The 18,254-nt window shown below is 47.2% G+C and carries 19 protein-coding genes; 13 read left to right on the top strand and 6 right to left on the bottom strand.

What is annotated here, in order from left to right; translation table 11 throughout:
• Positions 1-124: 124 nt before the first annotated feature.
• The 7 genes from cmk (at position 125) to pyrF (ending at position 7,690) form a co-directional block, all read left to right on the top strand.
• A complete protein-coding gene (cmk, locus tag DS731_RS11330; protein WP_119501431.1) occupies positions 125-799 on the top strand; it encodes a (d)CMP kinase in 675 nt (224 codons plus the stop codon).
• Between the two features lie 128 nt (positions 800-927).
• A complete protein-coding gene (gene rpsA / locus DS731_RS11325) occupies positions 928-2,598 on the top strand; it encodes a 30S ribosomal protein S1 (protein ID WP_119501430.1) in 1,671 nt (556 codons plus the stop codon).
• A 76-nt stretch (positions 2,599-2,674) separates the two neighbouring features.
• Positions 2,675-2,962, top strand: a complete 288-nt coding sequence (gene ihfB, locus DS731_RS11320; RefSeq protein ID WP_119501429.1) for an integration host factor subunit beta — start codon at positions 2,675-2,677, stop codon at positions 2,960-2,962.
• A gap of 177 nt (positions 2,963-3,139) precedes the next feature.
• Positions 3,140-5,479, top strand: a complete 2,340-nt coding sequence (locus tag DS731_RS11315) for a PilZ domain-containing protein (RefSeq protein ID WP_119501428.1) — start codon at positions 3,140-3,142, stop codon at positions 5,477-5,479.
• Positions 5,480-5,559: 80 nt separating this feature from the next.
• Entirely contained in the window at positions 5,560-5,817 is a 258-nt protein-coding gene (locus DS731_RS11310) for a lipopolysaccharide assembly protein LapA domain-containing protein (RefSeq protein WP_232373348.1), read from the top strand.
• Between the two features lie 3 nt (positions 5,818-5,820).
• The gene (lapB, locus tag DS731_RS11305; RefSeq protein ID WP_119501426.1) at positions 5,821-6,990 is read left to right on the top strand and encodes a lipopolysaccharide assembly protein LapB; all 1,170 of its coding nucleotides are present in this window, start codon (positions 5,821-5,823) and stop codon (positions 6,988-6,990) included.
• Between the two features lie 7 nt (positions 6,991-6,997).
• Positions 6,998-7,690 (top strand): orotidine-5'-phosphate decarboxylase, encoded by a 693-nt coding sequence (pyrF, locus tag DS731_RS11300; protein ID WP_119501425.1) that lies wholly within the window; start codon positions 6,998-7,000, stop codon positions 7,688-7,690.
• Between the two features lie 65 nt (positions 7,691-7,755).
• Here the strand turns inward: pyrF and ald are convergent, their stop codons facing one another.
• Complete coding sequence (gene ald, locus DS731_RS11295) at positions 7,756-8,883, bottom strand: alanine dehydrogenase (protein WP_119501424.1); 1,128 nt, start codon at positions 8,881-8,883, stop codon at positions 7,756-7,758.
• A gap of 135 nt (positions 8,884-9,018) precedes the next feature.
• Here ald and lrp point away from each other — a divergent pair, with 135 nt between their 5' ends.
• From lrp to serS, 6 genes are all read left to right on the top strand, one after another.
• A complete protein-coding gene (gene lrp, locus DS731_RS11290; protein ID WP_119501423.1) occupies positions 9,019-9,504 on the top strand; it encodes a leucine-responsive transcriptional regulator Lrp in 486 nt (161 codons plus the stop codon).
• 264 nt (positions 9,505-9,768) lie between these two features.
• Entirely contained in the window at positions 9,769-12,390 is a 2,622-nt protein-coding gene (locus DS731_RS11285) for a DNA translocase FtsK (protein WP_119501422.1), read from the top strand.
• Positions 12,391-12,394: 4 nt separating this feature from the next.
• Positions 12,395-13,015, top strand: coding sequence for an outer membrane lipoprotein chaperone LolA (gene lolA / locus DS731_RS11280; RefSeq protein ID WP_161599146.1), 621 nt, complete (start codon positions 12,395-12,397; stop codon positions 13,013-13,015).
• A 41-nt stretch (positions 13,016-13,056) separates the two neighbouring features.
• Positions 13,057-14,325 carry a replication-associated recombination protein A gene (locus tag DS731_RS11275; RefSeq protein ID WP_119503395.1) on the top strand — a complete coding sequence of 423 codons (1,269 nt, stop codon included), beginning with the start codon at positions 13,057-13,059 and terminating at the stop codon, positions 14,323-14,325.
• 2 nt (positions 14,326-14,327) lie between these two features.
• Positions 14,328-14,711, top strand: coding sequence for a fluoride efflux transporter CrcB (crcB, locus tag DS731_RS11270; protein WP_119501420.1), 384 nt, complete (start codon positions 14,328-14,330; stop codon positions 14,709-14,711).
• A 10-nt stretch (positions 14,712-14,721) separates the two neighbouring features.
• Entirely contained in the window at positions 14,722-16,017 is a 1,296-nt protein-coding gene (gene serS, locus DS731_RS11265) for a serine--tRNA ligase (RefSeq protein ID WP_119501419.1), read from the top strand.
• A 50-nt stretch (positions 16,018-16,067) separates the two neighbouring features.
• On the opposite strand, the gene DS731_RS11260 is transcribed toward serS, so the two are convergent.
• From DS731_RS11260 to DS731_RS11240, 5 genes are read right to left on the bottom strand one after another with little or no spacing between them, the layout of a single operon-like run.
• Entirely contained in the window at positions 16,068-16,412 is a 345-nt protein-coding gene (locus DS731_RS11260; protein WP_119501418.1) for a TusE/DsrC/DsvC family sulfur relay protein, read from the bottom strand.
• On the bottom strand, positions 16,412-16,672 hold the full coding sequence (locus DS731_RS11255; protein ID WP_119501417.1) for a hypothetical protein: 261 nt from the start codon (positions 16,670-16,672) through the stop codon (positions 16,412-16,414). The genes DS731_RS11260 and DS731_RS11255 overlap by 1 nt, the downstream gene beginning before the upstream one ends.
• Positions 16,672-17,025, bottom strand: coding sequence for a DsrE family protein (locus DS731_RS11250; RefSeq protein WP_119501416.1), 354 nt, complete (start codon positions 17,023-17,025; stop codon positions 16,672-16,674). Before DS731_RS11250 ends, DS731_RS11255 begins: the two co-directional genes overlap by 1 nt.
• Positions 17,025-17,381, bottom strand: a complete 357-nt coding sequence (gene tusD / locus DS731_RS11245; RefSeq protein WP_119501415.1) for a sulfurtransferase complex subunit TusD — start codon at positions 17,379-17,381, stop codon at positions 17,025-17,027. The genes DS731_RS11250 and tusD overlap by 1 nt, the downstream gene beginning before the upstream one ends.
• A 55-nt stretch (positions 17,382-17,436) precedes the next feature.
• Positions 17,437-18,102 carry a Bax inhibitor-1/YccA family protein gene (locus tag DS731_RS11240; protein WP_119501414.1) on the bottom strand — a complete coding sequence of 222 codons (666 nt, stop codon included), beginning with the start codon at positions 18,100-18,102 and terminating at the stop codon, positions 17,437-17,439.
• Between the last annotated feature and the right edge of the window lie 152 nt (positions 18,103-18,254).

Genomic DNA, 18,254 nt, shown 5'->3' with positions numbered 1-18,254 from the left:
TCAGGAAAATGACAGCTTTCTAAGTGAAAACAATGCTGCCTGTTCTTACAGGCAGCATTGCTTATCATGCCAAGGTGCGTATAATTGCGCGCGATTTAATAACCTTTTAACAAGTGGAGCAGGTATGCAACTGATCCCCGTCGTCACGGTTGACGGACCAAGTGGAGCTGGTAAAGGAACCCTGAGCAGTTTACTTGCAAAAGAACTTCAATGGCATTTTCTGGATAGTGGCGCAATATACCGCGTCCTGGCTGTTGCAGCATTACACCACGATTTACCCGTGGATGATGAAGCCTCTGTTGTGCCGCTGGCAACTGGTCTGGATGTCAGCTTTGAAACAAACGGCGAAGCTAACCGCATTATTCTGGAAGGCGAAGATGTGACTGATGACATCCGCACTGAACAGGTAGGCGCTGTAGCCTCACAGGTAGCCGCGTTACCCAGGGTCCGTGAAGCATTATTGCGTCGCCAGCGAGCCTTTCAGCAGGCGCCCGGCCTGGTTGCTGACGGCCGCGACATGGGCACGGTGGTGTTTCCTGATGCGGTTGTAAAACTGTTTTTAACAGCCAGCGCTGAAGCCAGAGCTGAACGGCGATATGCCCAGTTGAAAGAGAAGGGCATGGATGTTAATATTGCGCGCCTTTTAACCGATATCAAAGCACGTGATGAACGTGATACGCAGCGGGCAGTTGCCCCTCTGGTACCGGCTGAAGATGCGGTAGTAATAGATTCTACTCACCTGGATATTACGCAGGTGTTTGAAAAAGCGATGGAAGTTGTGAGATCGAAGGTTCGCTGATTTAAGCGCAGCCTCTTTTTTCGTTCCATTATTTTGATATGTCGACACAGGACGTGACGACTTTTGTTAGCAACCCCACGTTAGCCGGACTGTAATGTGGATGTCAACTTTTAAAATTTACTGAACTTATGACTGAAAATTTTGCACAACTTTTTGAAGAAAGCTTACAAGAACTGGAAACACGCCCTGGTTCAATTGTAAAAGGTACCGTTGTTTCTATCGACAAAGACATCGTTCTTGTTGATGCAGGCTTGAAATCAGAAAGTGCTATCCCAGCTGATCAATTCAAAAATGCTGAAGGCGAATTAGAAATCGCTGTTGGCGACTCTGTAGACGTAGCACTTGACGCTGTTGAAGATGGTTTCGGTGAAACTATCCTGTCACGTGAAAAAGCTAAGCGCCACGAAGCATGGGTTGAGCTGGAAAAAGCTTACGAAGATAAAGTCACTATCAAAGGCGTTATCAACGGTAAAGTTAAAGGCGGTTTCACTGTTGAAGTTAACAGTGTACGCGCGTTCCTGCCAGGTTCTCTGGTTGACGTACGTCCAGTACGCGACACTACGCACCTGGAAGGCAAAGAGCTTGAGTTTAAAGTAATCAAGCTGGATGCTAAGCGTAACAACGTTGTTGTTTCACGTCGTGCGGTTATCGAAGCCGAAAGCAGTGCAGAACGTGAAACTCTGCTGGCTAACCTGGAAGAAGGCCACGAAATCAAGGGTATCGTTAAGAACCTGACTGATTACGGTGCGTTCGTTGATCTGGGTGGCGTAGACGGTCTTCTGCACATCACTGATATGGCCTGGAAGCGCGTTAAGCACCCAAGCGAAATCGTTAATGTTGGTGACGAAATCAACGTTAAAGTTCTGAAGTTCGACAAAGACAAGCAGCGTGTTTCTCTGGGCATGAAGCAAATGGGCAACGATCCATGGCATGACATTTCCCAGCGTTACCCTGAAGGTACTAAGATCTCTGGTCAGGTAACTAACCTGACAGACTACGGTTGCTTCGTTGAAATCGAAGACGGCGTTGAAGGTCTGGTACACGTTTCTGAAATGGACTGGACTAACAAGAACATCCACCCATCTAAAGTTGTTAGCTTAGGTGACACTGTTGAAGTTATGGTTCTGGAAATCGACGAAGAACGTCGTCGTATTTCTCTGGGTCTGAAGCAGTGCATTGCTAATCCTTGGGAAGAGTTCGCGAAGTCACACGAAAAAGGCGACAAAGTATCTGGTAAGATCAAGTCAATCACTGACTTCGGTATCTTCATCGGCCTTGACGGTGGCATCGACGGTCTGGTTCACCTGTCTGACATCAGCTGGAACAAAACTGGCGAAGACGCAGTTCGTGACTACAAAAAAGGTGACGAAATCTCTGCCGTTGTTCTGCAAGTCGACCCTGAGCGTGAGCGTATCTCTCTTGGCGTTAAGCAAATCGAAGAAGATCCTTTCAACAAGTATCTGACAGATAACAAGAAAGGTGCTATCGTTAACGGTACAGTTACTGCTGTTGACGCAAAAGGCGTTACTGTTAACCTGGCTGAAGAAGTTGAAGGCTACATCCGCGTTGCTGACTTGTCACGTGACCGCGTAGAAGACGCTTCTGAAGTTGTTAACGTTGGCGAAAGCATCGAAGCGAAATTTATGGGCGTAGACCGTAAGAATCGCACTGTTAACCTGTCTGTTAAAGCGAAAGATCAGGCTGACGAAAAAGAAGCTATCGACAAAGTTAACCAGCAGGAAGACGCTGGCTTCGCTAACGCGATGGCAGAAGCATTTAAAGCTGCTAAAGGCGAATAATGCAAATACGGGTGTGCTAAACCCACACCCGTTCCGTAGTAGCTGTAAAATAACGTTTTTACGAGAGAGGTTTTAAATGACCAAGTCGGAACTAATTGAACGGCTCGCGGATCAGGCGCGACATATCCCGGCAAAAGATCTTGAGCTGGCGATAAAGGAAATCCTGGAACAGATGGCGCAAACCCTTCAAAAGGGTGAACGTATTGAAATCCGGGGTTTTGGTAGCTTTTCTCTTCACTACCGTGCACCACGTGTCGGGCGTAATCCCAAGACAGGTGATACTGTGAAGCTGGACGGTAAATACGTCCCTCACTTTAAGCCCGGTAAAGAATTACGGGAAAGGGTAGACAGCGCCGTAAACTAATTTTAAAAAGCCGCATCAGCGGCTTTTTTTCTGTCCGCATTTACTGCTTTTTCACCCTCAATTTTACAGCCCGTAGACCATAAATTCTAAGAAGTCCAATCACTGAGATTAATTCTTGACCATCTTTACATATCCTATATATTAGTGAAGCGCTAACTAATACTATGTGCTGAGATCATGTCAGCCTCGACAGAACAACAAATAATAAAACAATATCAACCATTGATACGGGCTTTGATCCCTTACGAGCAGGATAACCGCTTGCTTGAAGGGTTAAACAAGTTCACGGGCAGGGTGCCCGGCAATGTCAGGAAGATCATCAAGGACGAAGTCATGAGGCTTACGTGCATCACTGATGCGCCCGCTGATAACTCCGCCTTCGCAGAATTCCCTGTTTTCAAATTTTCTCATTTCGGTGTTGAAATGCGTCTGGATAAAGTTGGCGCACGGATTCTGCAAACTGAATCCCAGCTTTATCAGGACAGATATACTGTTGGTGTATTTGAAACCATCACGAATTCTGATTTCTACCAGGCCCATTTAAAGAAAGAAAACTATAAAAAGATTGTTGATGCATTTACGGTAGAAACCCAGTCTCTTGACGATATTCATTTTGGTAATGATTTAGCTATCGCACCCAATTTCCCGGTCTCGTCTCTGGAGTTCGAAAAGGGCAAAACCTGTACTATTTCTTCTTTGGGTTATAAGTCAATGTCGCTGGAAAGTAAGCGGCCCCCAAAAGTCTCAGCAAAGGAAGTGTTTAATTTTCAGTTTCCGGAAGTGCCCGGGCTACCCAAAGGCATGGCAATCAAATACGTTGTCAGCGGCATCAAATTTAATAAGCAAACTGAAAAATACGAAACACAATTCAGGCTCCATCCTTCTACCGATCCCCGTTTAGCGAAAATCCTGCAGAAATACATCGATATGGCATCTTTCCAGCAGCCTTTACAGCGGGAACTGGAAAGTGAAAGAGCCATGCAGGATCTTGAACGGGACAGGGTTCTTGACAACAGTCCCTGGGTACCTTTGTTTATTCAAAAGGTCGATAACGGCGTTAAGCCGCAGTCAGCCTTGTTTACCGCTGTGAATGAATCAAATTCAGGCGGTATTGCCAATATCCGTCAGTTGACCAGCATGAAGCTGTTTCCGCGCGTATTAAAAGAATTGTTTAAATACAAAGAAACCTTTGTTGTTTCAGGCGTTATTGAAACGAAAAAGGGCGAGTTCAGAATTCTGGCTACGTTAAGAGAGCTTGAATCAGCCGATTTACTGGCACCGGTCATTCACTTGCTCAATAAAAACGAAAGTTTGTTTTGTCTGCAATGCCGCTTGTCAGAAGTCGCCCGCGATGACAGGCAAAAGGCTTATGCCATTCACGACCTCATCCAGACTGATTACGAAGAACTCGACGGCATTTCTCACATTCTTTTTTGCAAGAATGTGTCCGCCTCACTGCATGGTCTTGCCGTAACGGAAAGACGTCCGATGCCGGCGATTCCTGAAGAATTACTTGAAGATACTGCCCAATACTCCTTCAGTCTGGTATTTGATGAAGACATGAACCGCAGAAGCGAGGCACGGTATATTATCGACAAAGAAGGGGCGGTAAAAAGTGGCTTGCTGAGTTCAAGTCCCGTGCTGGTGAAAGATATTTCTTCCAGGGGGATGCGTATAGTTTTGTCTGAGCCTTTCAGTAAGCCGGAAAAAGAAATTAAAGTTTCTGTCCCCGAGCTGAAGATTAAAAATCAAAAATATGACATTGTGGGATATTCTGCTGCGACCAGAGAGGTAAGACTGCGGTTGCCTTCAAAACGGGATGCGATTGCAGCGGGCATTTTGCAATTTGTGCATAAAAATTATGCCTGGTTCAAAAACAAAGACACCAATCTTTTACACCGTAATACTCACCGGTTCTTGTGGGAACTGGCGGTGCGGCATCATCCTTCAGCGAGTATTTTGTGTATTACTAACCGATATTTACTTAACCGGTTAAAGACGGTTTATCAGACCCCGGCCTGCGATGATCTCTACCCGTTTTCATCTATTGAAAATGTGGTCCCGATGCATGGTTTCTTTGCCGACAAAGATGCGCAAAAACCGAAGTCGAAATTGCTGGTTGATATGTTTCATGGTGCTGTTACCGGTGTATCGGTTGTCCATTGTGTACGTAAGTCAGACAACAAACTCGTTTACCTTCCGGAAACGGATTTCTTATACGGAACAATGCGTAAGCATGTGCATAACCATATTCAGGAAGATAAAGTTGAGTTATGCGTAACCAAAATTGATGTTGTCCGTTGTCAGTCAGAGTCATCACCAATGACGAAAAAGCGTCTGGCACAACTATCGCGCATTGATAAACCCATGTATGACCGTTTTAATGTCATGCAATCATCGTATTCTCATGTGTTATATCTCACCAGTGAGTCTGTCCTGCAACAGACGGTGCTGAGAGCCCGGCTCAGGCCGGTAAAACCACAAACAGCAAAGGCCAGCCAGGCCGAATCAGCCTGATAAGGCTTTTTTGCTGATTCTGATGTAATGTTTTCACACAATTTGCTATCCTCTCAGAGAGTTAAAGAACAAAGGTCTTTGTGTTGAAAGGAATAGTTACCTTACTTGTTATTGTGTTTCTCCTCGTACTGGCTTTTGCTATCGGGTCGCAGAATGATGCATCAGTGACAGTAAATTACCTGATTGCACAGGCAGAAATACGCATGTCTACGTTGATTGCTGTTACGCTCTGTATCGGTATTATCATCGGATTGCTCATCATGTTGTTGAGCTGGTTAAGTCTGCGCGTACAGCTGGTTGCAACCCGCAGTCGTTTACGCAAAGCCATCAAAGAATAATTTATGCTCGAACTGTTGTTTCTACTTTTGCCTGTGGCAGCCGGATACGGCTGGATAATGGGCCGTAACAGTGTGCGTCAGGCACAACGGAAACAATCGAGTATTCTGTCCAGGCACTATTACCGCGGCCTTAACTTCCTGTTAAGCGATCAACCTGATAAAGCCGTTGATACACTGATTAAGATGATTAATCTGAACAGTGATACGGTTGAAACCCATATTGCCATGGGGAATTTCTTCCGCCACCGGGGAGAAATTGACCGCGCTATCAAGATCCACCAGAACCTGGTTTCCAGAGAGGAAATTCAATCTAACCAGCAGGAAAACGCCTTAAAAGAACTCGGGCGCGATTATATGCAGGCAGGGTTTCTGGAGCGGGCTGAAGGTGCCTATTTGCAATTGATGAACAGTGACAGGCATTATCTCGTTGCCCAGCAACAGTTGTTCAGCATCTATCAAACCACGAAAGAGTGGGAACGGGCCATCGAACTGGCTGAAAAGATGGTTGAATGTCATGGTGACAGCGATGATGTTAGCGAGCGTCTGGCTCATTTTTACTGTGAACAGGCCCAACTGGAGCAGGATAACGGACAGCAGGGTGAAGCACTCATTCTGTTGCAAAAAGCGGTTAATGCCGATGAGCATGCTGTCCGCCCGTGGTTAATGCTTGGCCATATTGCTTTTGACCAGAAGCGATTCGGTGATGCGAAAGCGTATTTTGTACAGGTGGCAGAGCACGACCTCAACTGGTTCAGTGAAGCGGTCCCCGCACTTGAAGCAATTGCACAGGAAACCGGAGACTGGGACGGCTTTGAAGAAGCGTTGTCTTCTCACTGGCAGGAGTGCGCCACATCGTATCTTGCTATGGTAGATATAAAAATTCATCAGGGAAAAACTACGGAAGCTGCCGATTACCTGCTCGATCAGTTGCGCAAACGCCCGACCATGAAAGGCTTTAAGACGCTCATGGGCTTGTACATTGACCAGCTTAACGATGAAGCATCTGCAAACAGTCTGCGGTTACTGAAAGGACTTGTTGAAGAGCAAATGAAGCAGCGTCCGAAATACCGTTGTACCAGTTGCGGGTTTTCCGGAAGAAAACTGTACTGGCTATGTCCATCCTGTAAAAAATGGAATGTTGTTAAACCCATTAAAGGCTTAGACGGAGAATAAATTCCTCATGCAAGATCCTAAAGTCATTGTTGCCCTGGATTACGATAACAAAGACACCGCTCTGGCGTTTGTTTCGCAGCTAGACCCTGCAATATGCCGCCTGAAAGTCGGAAAAGAAATGTTCACCCTGTTCGGGCCTGAGTTTGTTAAGACACTGGTTAATATGGGGTTTGATATTTTTCTCGACCTCAAGTTTCACGATATACCCAATACCGTAGCGAAAGCCTGTAAAGCGGCTGCTGAGCTGGGTGTGTGGATGGTGAACGTTCATGCTTCCGGCGGCGCAGAAATGATGAAGGCAGCGAAACTGGCTATTGAGTCCAGTTCACATCCGGAAACAAAGCTGATTGCCGTTACCGTGCTGACCAGCATGGACGAAGCTCAGTTACAACGGGTTGTTCCCGGTGTGACGCCGGCGCAACAGGTAGAGAAGCTGGCTGCATTGACTTTTGAAGCTGGTTTGGACGGTGTTGTATGTTCAGCGCAGGAAGCGGTATTGCTTCGTAAAACCATGAAGGCGCCATTCTTGCTGGTGACACCGGGTATTCGTCCGGCGGGCAGTGACGTTGGAGATCAGAAGCGTGTGATGACACCGGTCGATGCGATGAACGCCGGCGTCAGCTATCTGGTAATGGGGCGCCCCATTACGCAGGCTGCTGATCCGCTCAGCGTCCTCAAAGAAGTGAATGCCTCTCTGTGAGGTAAGTTATACAAAAAAGCCCCGTCCTGTATGAACAGAACGGGGCTTTTTATTATCTTTACTGATTACTTCAGTGCTTCTTCAGCCGGTGTATACGTCAGACCCAGTTTTTCACCAAGTGCATCGACTACCGCTTTATATGTTACTTTTCCTTCGTGAACGTTAAGACCGTTCAGCAGGTGTTTGTCATCAAGCATAGCCTGTTTCGGGCCTTTATTAGCCAGCGCCAGACCAAATGGTAATGTTGCATTGTTCAGTGCCATGGTAGAGGTGCGTGCAACACCGCCCGGCATATTGGCAACACAGTAGTGAACCACGTCATCAATAATATAAACAGGATCCTGGTGAGTTGTCGCTTTTGAAGTAGCAAAACAACCGCCCTGGTCAATAGCCACATCCACCACAACTGAACCCGGCTTCATCGCTTTAATGTGGTCTTCGTTCAACAGTTTCGGCGCTGCCGCACCGGGAATAAGGACCGCACCGACAACCAGATCTGCTTTTGATGAATACTGTTCAATAGCATCTACCGTTGAGAATACTGTTTTAACCTGACCATTGAAGATATCATCAATCTGACGAAGACGTGGCAGAGAGCGATCAAGAATGGTTACATCAGCACCCATACCAACAGCCATTTTAGCCGCGTTGATACCTACAACACCGCCACCAATTACCAGTACTTTACCCGGTGCTACACCCGGTACGCCACCAAGCAGAGTGCCGCTGCCGCCGTGGGCTTTTTCAAGATAGTGTGCGCCGGCCTGAACTGACATGCGTCCGGCAACTTCGCTCATCGGAGCAAGCAGAGGTAAGCCACCACGGTCGTCTGTTACCGTTTCATAAGCAATACAAGTGGCGCCTGATGCGATAAGCAATTCAGTCTGGACAGGGTCCGGAGCAAGGTGCAGATACGTGTACAGTGTCTGACCTTTTCTCAGCATTTTGCATTCATTGGGCTGAGGCTCTTTTACTTTAACAATCATGTCCGCTTCAGCAAAAATCTGCTCAGCCGTTTGTGAGATGCGGGCACCTGCAGACACATACATGTCATCAGTGAAGCCAATGGCAGTCCCTGCATGAGTTTCCACAACCACATCGTGACCATGGGTAACAAATTCTTTAACTGCTGCAGGCGTCAGACCAACGCGGTATTCATGGTTTTTAATCTCTTTTGGTACACCAACTAACATAGAACCCTCAATAATTGTTGTTTTTTGTTTGTTTCAGATGGCGGCAGTATACGTGAGAAAAAAACGAAGTATGTGCTGAAGATTTTCAGGATGCCGTGCTATATTTTGTAAAACCAAGAAAGTGCAGAATTTAATATGCTGGTAAAAACACCAAAACACCTTGACCGGATAGACAGAAATATCCTCACACAACTGCAAAAAGACGGGCGGATATCGAATGTTGAATTGGCTAAAGCAGTGGGGTTGAGTCCCAGTCCCTGTCTTGAAAGAGTCAAGCGCCTCGAGGCTCAGGGTTATGTTACCGGATATCATGCTACACTTGATCCCGAGAAACTGGGCGCTGCCATGCTGGTTTTCGTTGAAATTACATTAACGAAAACATCGGTGGATATCTTCGCAGAATTTTCTGCTGCAGTGCAGGATCAGGAAGATATTCAGGAATGTCACCTCGTGTCCGGAGATTTCGATTTTCTGCTGAAGGCAAGAGTGGCGGATATGTCCAGCTACCGGAAATTACTGGGAGATACCTTACTCCGTTTACCCGGTGTGAGTGAATCGAGAACCTATGTGGTGATGGAAGAAGTAAAAAGTACCACGGCAGTACGCATCAATATGAAATGACGGCTAAAACTGGCGTGGTTGCCAGTGCTGCAGAAGGGTGGAAACGGTTAAAACCACTGTATATTAAACTAGGTATCCGTTTTCCCTTTGTGGTAGTCTTTAATATTACAGTTTCTGTATTTTCAGTCGCTGTTCAGCCAGTATTCATCACGGCTGTAGAAATATTAAAATAATAAAAGTGTGTTAAAACAAGTCACCGTTGTTTTCTGTGTGCATGGAAAGGCTTCTGCACTTACGGTGACGGATAAAGATGATTAAGGGTTTATGGCGCGTTTAACAGGTATCCAGCGATTACTTGAAGCAGGCATGATGGTCGCCTGTGTTTTCGCATTCTTTATTTTACTGGCACTGGCTTCTTTTCATCCCGGTGATCCCGGGTGGAGCCAGGCAGGCTTACAACTCGATGTGCATAACTGGGTGGGGGCAACAGGCGCCTGGGTCGCAGACTTATTACTTTTCAGTTTTGGCTGGCTGGCCTATCTTTTACCGTTTTGCTTTGCCTTTATTGGCTGGTTCTTATTTCAGCACGTCAAAGATCTCGATGAATTTGATTATCTGACTATCGGCCTGAGAATCATCGGCGGATTACTGATTGCGCTGGGTGTTACCGGCATCGCAAGTATCAATTTTAACGATTTGTATAATTTTTCCGCAGGCGGTTTTGTCGGTGATGTAATCAGTTCTGCACTCATTCCTTATTTTAATACTGCCGGCACAATTCTGTTGTTGCTCTGTTTTTCCTGCACCGGTTTTACATTACTTACCGGTATCAGCTGGCTGGATATTATCGACAGTATGGGCAGTGCAACCATCTGGTTCGGCCGAAAAACCATTTCGGTCCCGCAACAGCTTATCGGTCTTGATATGCCAAAGCTGGCTTTATCTTCAGAAAAATCTGCAGGGCAGGGGAGTGGCGATACCGTAGAGGTAACGACACTGAGAGCTGCGCCACCACCTGAAGATGCACCGCCCCAGAATAATAAAACAACGTCTTCTCCCTGGTCAGGGAGTCAGCGGGACGAGCCTTCATTTGGTATTCCTGATGAAGTATTCGGCAATGACGATGATGAACCACCTTTTGAAGTTGATGAACCGGTAACCATTGAAGCGGACAAGAAGTCCGGGTTCTCTTTCAGTAGCTTTAAAGAAAAAGTGATGCCGTCTAAAGATAAAGATGCGGCACCGGCTGAAAAATCTGAACCGGTTTTCAGTACGGATGATGCATCAGATGATCCGGATGACGAACCACAAAGCATTGAAACTTCAGCGGTTACAGAACAGCCTGTGGCTGCGAAGCCGCCGTCACAACCCGCTGCAAAACCAAAAGCGCCGACAACTCTGGCTGAAGCGGTGGCTGCAAAAGAGGCTGAGAAGGCCGAAATTGCAGCATTAGGCCCAATGCCATCCTTCGACTTGCTGGAACGCCCCGACCGTAAAGAAAACCCTATCACTCAGGAAGAGATGGATATGGTGTCCCGCCTGGTGGAAGACAAACTGGCAGATTTTAACATTGAAGCCAGTGTGGTAGGCGTCTATCCCGGTCCCGTTATCACCCGCTTCGAGCTTGATCTGGCGCCCGGCGTGAAGGTAAGCAAAATTACCGGTCTTTCAAAAGATTTAGCCCGTGCTATGTCTGCAATGTCAGTGCGTGTTGTGGAAGTTATTCCCGGCAAGTCTGTCATTGGTCTTGAGCTGCCTAACAAAAAACGTGAAATGGTTCGTCTGAGTGAAGTGATCACCTGTGACGCCTTTCAGAGCAACAAGTCTGCTCTGACCATGGTATTAGGAGCAGATATCAGCGGTAAACCGGTAGTGGTTGATCTTGCCAAAATGCCTCACCTACTGGTGGCCGGTACTACCGGTGCCGGTAAATCTGTCGGGGTGAATGTCATGATATTGAGCTTGCTGTATAAGTCCAAGCCGGAAGATGTCCGCATGATCATGATCGACCCGAAAATGCTGGAACTTTCAGTATATGAAGGGATCCCTCATTTGCTGGCAGAAGTAGTCACCGATATGAAGGAAGCCGCTAACGCGCTGCGTTGGTGTGTAGGTGAAATGGAACGCCGCTATAAATTAATGTCTGCTCTCGGGGTCAGAAACCTGAAAGGCTATAATGCCAAGGTGTTACAGGCCATCGAAGACGGCGAGCCGATTAAAGACCCGTTGTGGCGCACTGAAGACAGCATGGAAGAAGAAGCGCCGGACTTACAAAAATTACCGGCCATCGTTGTGGTTGTTGACGAATTTGCCGACATGATGATGATTGTGGGTAAGAAAGTAGAAGAATTGATAGCACGGATTGCGCAAAAGGCCCGTGCCGCCGGTATCCATCTTATTCTGGCCACGCAGCGCCCGTCTGTAGATGTTATCACCGGTCTGATCAAAGCCAACATACCCACCCGTATCGCTTTCCAGGTATCCAGTAAAATCGATTCCAGAACAATATTGGATCAACAGGGCGCAGAAGCGCTGCTTGGTATGGGTGATATGCTGTATTTGCCGCCCGGCAGTCCGGTACCGACGCGCGTACACGGTGCCTTTGTGGATGACCATGAAGTGCATGCGGTAGTTAGTGACTGGCAGAAACGGGGCAAGCCTGATTACATTGATGAAATTCTTAACGGTGAAGCCACTGCAGAAGTCTTACTGCCGGGAGAAGCAGCAGAAAACGGTGACGAGGAATATGATGCCTTCTTCGATGAGGCCGTGGCATTTGTAACTGAAACGCGACGGGCCAGTGTATCTTCCGTGCAGCGTAAATTCAGAATTGGTTACAATCGTGCGGCCAGACTGGTAGAACAAATGGAAGCAAACGGTGTCGTATCTTCACCAGGCCATAACGGTAACAGGGAAGTGCTTGCGCCCCCTGTACCCAAGGAGTAGTACATTGAACCGCTTTATTTACGCCATCGTTTTATCCGGTATTTTCGCATTTTCCGCGCAGGCGGATGACGCCGCCGGTGCAAAGTTAAAATCTTTGTTGTCCGTTATTAATCAGTTCAAAGCGCAGTATGCGCAGGTTATTACTGATAGCGGTAATAATATTGTTCACGAAACCAAAGGCGAAGTGGTGTTGGCCCGTCCGGACAAGCTGCGCTGGGAAACTTACGCACCGGATGACAACGTGCTTATTGCTGATGGCGAAACGGTCTGGAATATCGACCCCTTTGCCATGCAGGTTACCGTGATGGATCAGAAAGGTCAGGTAAAAGATAATCCGTTCATGTTACTAACCTCTGATGATGATTCTGTCTGGTCGAAATTCGTTATCCGTGCTGCTGACGACAATGCATCTGAATATATCGTTACCCCTAAAAACGGTGAAGGTCAGATCCGTGAACTGACCCTGTTGTTTAATGGCAACAGCCTTACAGGTTTGTCTACACTGGATGCACAGGAACAAACCAGCACCATTCTGTTCTCTCAAAGCAGTACCCGCTTTCCTATGGCTGCTGATACATTTCAGGCAGATATTTCTGATCAATTTATGGTAGACGATCAGCGGTGAGTTTGTTTTCGCAGGACGATTACGCCCCGCTGGCTGCCCGTATGCGGCCGGCCGATATCGATGATTATGCCGGTCAGACTCATTTACTGGGCGAAGGGAAGCCATTAAGAAAAATGCTGGAAGCCGGTCATTGCCATTCAATGATTTTGTGGGGACCTCCCGGTACAGGCAAAACCACACTGGCAGAAATGATTGCTGCGTATACGCAGGCAAAGGTAGTGCGTCTGTCCGCAGTCACCGCCGGTGTAAAAGACGTCCGGGCTGCGATGGAGCAGGCTGAAATAGATCAGCGTCATGGTCAGCGTACACTATTGTTTGTTGATGAGGTTCACCGGTTTAATAAAAGTCAGCAGGATGCATTCTTGCCCTTTGTGGAATCCGGTACGGTTACCTTTATCGGTGCCACCACAGAAAACCCCTCTTTTGAGCTTAATAATGCATTGCTGTCTCGGGTCAGGGTTTATGTGTTGCAGTCGCTGGACGACAATGCGCTTAACGGAGTGCTGAACAGGGCGTTATCAGATAAAGATAAAGGGCTTGGCAAACGGGGTTTTGAGCTGAAAGATGATGCCAGAAAGGCGCTTCTTGGCTTGTGTGCCGGTGATGCCCGCAGGTTATTGACTTATCTCGAACTGGCCGGGGATTTCGCTGAGGGCGACGTCATTACACTCAGCGATGTTGAGCAGGCAACCGGTGAAAAAGTGGCTGCTTATGACAAACGTGGCGATACGTTTTACGATTTAATTTCCGCTTTTCACAAGTCAGTGCGTGGTTCAGATCCTGACGCGGCGCTTTATTGGTATGCAAGAATACTGAACGGCGGTGGTGATGCGCTGTACGTAGCCAGACGTCTGCTGGCCATCGCGTCTGAAGACATTGGCAATGCCGATCCCAGAGCCATGCAACTGAGTGTGAACGCCTGGGATTGTTATCATCGTGTCGGACCGGCAGAAGGGGAAAGGGCCATTGCGCAAGCGGCTGTATATTGTGCACTTGCGCCAAAAAGTAATGCCGTTTATATGGCCTTCAGTCAGGCAAAACAGATGGCAGCTAAAGCGCCGGATTATCCCGTTCCGGTGCATTTAAGGAACGCCCCGACGGCGCTACTTAAAGAGCTCGGGCACGGCGATGAATACCGTTATGCTCATAACGAGCCCCATGCTTTTGCAGCGGGCGAGGTGTATCTGCCGCCAGAGATTGCCGGTACCCGCTTTTATGAGCCCACAGAACGCGGACTGGAACAAAAACTCAAAGCAAAACGGGATTTTCTCGACACACTAAATCAACAGGCTATGGATAAAAAGGGATAGTCATGCCAACAGGAATTGTCTTGTACTGTTATATCGCAGCAGGCGGCGCAATAGGCGCGTGTCTGCGCTTTTTTGTCACATCAAATATCGATTCCTGGTTTGGAAAAGCGCTGCCCTTTGGTACACTGACAGTGAACGTATTAGGCTCGTTCAGCCTTGCACTGTTATACGGATTCATAGAGCGGCATGAATTGATGGATTCTCCCTATCGTGCTCTGATAGGTGTCGGCCTTTTAGGGGCTTTTACCACCTTTTCCACGTTCTCTATCGAAACACTGACATTACTGGAAAATGGCCTGATAATGAAAGCCATAGCCAATGTGTTATTAAATGTGTGCCTGTGCCTGCTGGCAGGATGGGCAGCAATAGCAATGATGAAAGGATAAAAAGAATTACATGTTAGATCCAAAGTTACTTCGGGCAGACATTGAGAACACTGCTAAACGCCTTGCCGACCGGGGCTTTACACTGGATGCAGACGCTTTTAATGCGCTGGAAGAAAAGCGCAAATCCCTGCAGACAAAAACGCAGGAATTACAGAATGAACGTAATGTCCGTAGTAAGTCCATTGGTAAAGCAAAAGCGCAGGGCCAGGACATTGCGCCATTACTGGCCGAGGTTGGCCAGCTTGGCGACGATCTTGACGCAGCAAAAAATGAACTTGATGCATTGCTGGCTGAAATCACTGCACTTACTCAGGGGATCCCGAATCTTCCCCACGAATCTGTGCCGGTGGGTGAAGACGAAAACCAGAATGTGGAAATCAGTAAGTGGGGCACACCTGCTGAATTTGATTTCGAAGTAAAAGATCACGTAGATGTTGCTGAAGCTTTAGATAAAGGGCTGGATTTCGCTGCTGCGACGAAGTTAACCGGTAGTCGTTTCGTTGTAATGCGCGGCCACATTGCCCGCATGCACCGTGCACTCGCTCAGTTCATGCTGGATGTGCATACTGCAGAACACGGTTACCAGGAAATGTACGTACCTTATCTGGTCAATCATGACAGCCTGTATGGTACCGGTCAGTTGCCTAAGTTCGGTGAAGATCTGTTCCATACTCAGCCTGCCACCGAAGAAGGTCAGGGGTTATCGCTGATCCCAACTGCTGAAGTTCCGCTGACCAACCTGGCTCGTGACGAGATTTTTGATGCCAAATCCCTGCCGGTGAAAATGACTTCCCATACACCTTGCTTCCGGAGTGAAGCGGGTTCTTACGGTCGTGATACCCGGGGTCTTATCCGTCAGCATCAGTTTGATAAAGTTGAGCTGGTTCAGCTGGTTAAACCTGAAGATTCCTTTGATGCGCTGGAAGCACTGACCGGTCATGCGGAAGTGATCTTACAGAAGCTGAACTTACCTTACCGCAAAATGTTGCTGTGTACCGGTGATATGGGCTTTGGTTCCTGTAAAACATACGATTTGGAAGTCTGGTTACCGGCGCAAAATACTTACCGGGAAATTTCTTCATGTTCTAACATGCTTGATTTCCAGGCGCGCCGGATGCAGGCCCGTTACCGTAACCCGGAAACGAATAAACCTGAATTATTACACACGCTGAATGGTTCAGGTCTGGCTGTAGGCCGTACTTTAGTGGCTATTCTTGAAAATTATCAGCAGGCTGATGGCAGCGTAAAAGTGCCGGAAGCGCTGGTAAGTTACATGGGTGGTGTGACTGAAATTAAACCGGCTTAATCACACCGGTATACACTAAAATGGCGTCTTCATCAGACGCCATTTTTGTATTACAGACACTTAGCGGGTTTAGGCAATCCCGCCAGTTTTGTTGCCTGTTTGGCCGGCCCTTTTTTAAATAACCGCTGAAGATAACGGCTGTTACCTTTTTCCGGACCGTATTCGGCCGCCATTGCTTTCACCAGTGCCCGTACCGCAGGACTGGTTTCATATTCCAGATAAAAATTTCTGACAAAACGAACCACTTCCCAATGTTCTTCTGTCAGCGAAATGTTTTCCTGCTCCGCCAGTACAGGCACCATGCTCTCGTCCCACTGCGTGTAATCCAGCAGGTAACCGTTCTTATCAGTTTCTATCTCTTTGCCTTGCCATTCAAAGCTTGTATTGCCGGCCATTATAATACTATCCACTTACCATATTGTTGTGTAAAACGAATAACGTCGATGTGTGAGATAAGGTCACTCTCGTCACAGTTTACTCCGCGGCATACAGCATCGTCAGCGAGTACGTAAAGCGGAAAATCACCATTTTGCAGTTCACTATATTGATAGACGCCGTTTCCCCGAAGAATGACGGGTATGTTCAAGGTTTCAGCATTCCGGAGATAGCGTTGCTGCACATCATTACTCTTTGAGGTAGTAATAAATATTATCATCAGAACGTCACCACATGATCAACCCGTTCAATCAGCGCCGGCACCTCATCATCAGTTAACGCCTTAACAGTTTTTAATACATCCCGCCCGGTAATTCTTCTGGTAGCATAATCGGACTGCACGTAGTAACAGTCTTCAATGTCAAAGAATGGCAGCGCTTTAAGCCTTTTAAAGTGATTTTTCACCCCTTGCTGTTGCGGGGCCTGTTCTGTTAACTGGTAAATGCCGTCACCTTCAAACAAAATTGATACTTCGTGGCCGTAGTTCGTTGCTGCCATGGCAAAGTCCAGCCCGTCGGATGCCTGACTGACAGAGTAGGGGGCGGTTGTAAAACGAATAAGTAAATGTGCCATCAGAATTGTACCAGGTGCTCACACTGATGAAGTGAAGTGAAAAAATCACTGAGGCCGGTATGTTCGAAAGCCTTATCTTCGCCGGTGCCGGTTACACCCCGTTTGTCTCCCGCGGTCATGCAAACCCGTAGTGAAGTTTGTGCTTTTAATTTCAAATCACACCATGCCTGATAGATATTCACTTCGTCATTAGGCGGGTTCATTTGCGGCATCGCATTATAAATGCCGGCCTGATAAAAAAATATCTGTTCAATTTCCTGACCGTCAGCAAGTAAGTGATGGCAGAAGGCCAGAGCGCGTGAGGCTCTGTCGTTGTCGTAGGGCGGTGATGTGACAAGTACTGAATAACGGGACATAGAAATAAAAAAACACCCCTTGCGGGGTGTTTTCCTCAGGCAATAAGCCTTTTAATTAATCATCACCACCAAACGCACCCAGTAAGTGCAGGATAGAAGTGAACAGGTTGTAGATGTTCAGGTACATTGCAACGGTTGCTCGGATGTAGTTTGTCTCACCACCGTTAACAATGCGGCTGGTATCAAACAGGATGAAACCAGACATGATGAACACGATAGCAGCACTGATTGCCAGTGATACCGCAGGTACCATGAAGAAGATATTCGCAATACCGGCGACTACAGCAACCACCAGACCTACCAGCAGGAATCCGCCAAGGAAAGAAAAATCTTTCTTAGTGGTAAGTGCATAACCTGACAATGCAAAGAATACCAGAGCTGTTGCACCTAATGCCTGCATAATAAGGCCGGGACCCGCTACACCTAAATAAAAGTTAAGAGTATAACCCAGTGATGCACCCATCAAACCGGTAAAAGCAAACACCCAGTAGATACCGGATGCAGATTCAGCCTTACGCTGAACCACGAATAAGGTAATAAACGCACCGATGGTCATGACTAACGACATCATAGGAGAGATGCCAACCGCCATAGCGATACCGGCACACACTGCACTAAATGCCAGTGTCATAGCCAGCAACATATAAGTATTGCGCAATACCTTATTTGTTTGCAGTACTGACTGTTGAGATGCACCTGCATACATCGAACGTTGATCCATTGTTTCCTCCAATAGGACTGTAAACACCAGAAAAGCCTGGTAACATTATCTTAGGTCATTTGTATGGGTTTTGGTTCCATTTTTCAAGTGCTTTCAAACCCAAACTGTAAACAGACATGTCACTGTGCTGCATTAATCATCAACAGCCTGTT

This window comes from Alteromonas sp. RKMC-009, from assembly GCF_003584565.2.
Lineage (GTDB): Bacteria > Pseudomonadota > Gammaproteobacteria > Enterobacterales > Alteromonadaceae > Alteromonas.
Note: the sequence above shows the minus strand (reverse complement) of the source record. Positions and strands in the feature narration are given on the sequence as shown.

Bases quoted from the DNA above. Each gene is read 5' to 3' on its own strand.
- tusD (WP_119501415.1), bottom strand. From the start codon at position 17,381: ATGTCCCGTTATTCAGTACTTGTCACATCACCGCCCTACGACAACGAC.
- DS731_RS11240 (WP_119501414.1), bottom strand. From the start codon at position 18,102: ATGGATCAACGTTCGATGTATGCAGGTGCATCTCAACAGTCAGTACTG.
- ihfB (WP_119501429.1), top strand. From the start codon at position 2,675: ATGACCAAGTCGGAACTAATTGAACGGCTCGCGGATCAGGCGCGACAT.
- DS731_RS11255 (WP_119501417.1), bottom strand. From the start codon at position 16,672: ATGATAATATTTATTACTACCTCAAAGAGTAATGATGTGCAGCAACGC.
- lapB (WP_119501426.1), top strand. From the start codon at position 5,821: ATGCTCGAACTGTTGTTTCTACTTTTGCCTGTGGCAGCCGGATACGGC.
- cmk (WP_119501431.1), top strand. From the start codon at position 125: ATGCAACTGATCCCCGTCGTCACGGTTGACGGACCAAGTGGAGCTGGT.
- ald (WP_119501424.1), bottom strand. From the start codon at position 8,883: ATGTTAGTTGGTGTACCAAAAGAGATTAAAAACCATGAATACCGCGTT.
- DS731_RS11250 (WP_119501416.1), bottom strand. From the start codon at position 17,025: ATGGCACATTTACTTATTCGTTTTACAACCGCCCCCTACTCTGTCAGT.
- lrp (WP_119501423.1), top strand. From the start codon at position 9,019: ATGCTGGTAAAAACACCAAAACACCTTGACCGGATAGACAGAAATATC.
- rpsA (WP_119501430.1), top strand. From the start codon at position 928: ATGACTGAAAATTTTGCACAACTTTTTGAAGAAAGCTTACAAGAACTG.
- pyrF (WP_119501425.1), top strand. From the start codon at position 6,998: ATGCAAGATCCTAAAGTCATTGTTGCCCTGGATTACGATAACAAAGAC.
- DS731_RS11285 (WP_119501422.1), top strand. From the start codon at position 9,769: ATGGCGCGTTTAACAGGTATCCAGCGATTACTTGAAGCAGGCATGATG.
- DS731_RS11260 (WP_119501418.1), bottom strand. From the start codon at position 16,412: ATGGCCGGCAATACAAGCTTTGAATGGCAAGGCAAAGAGATAGAAACT.
- crcB (WP_119501420.1), top strand. From the start codon at position 14,328: ATGCCAACAGGAATTGTCTTGTACTGTTATATCGCAGCAGGCGGCGCA.
- serS (WP_119501419.1), top strand. From the start codon at position 14,722: ATGTTAGATCCAAAGTTACTTCGGGCAGACATTGAGAACACTGCTAAA.
- DS731_RS11315 (WP_119501428.1), top strand. From the start codon at position 3,140: ATGTCAGCCTCGACAGAACAACAAATAATAAAACAATATCAACCATTG.
- DS731_RS11275 (WP_119503395.1), top strand. From the start codon at position 13,057: ATGCGGCCGGCCGATATCGATGATTATGCCGGTCAGACTCATTTACTG.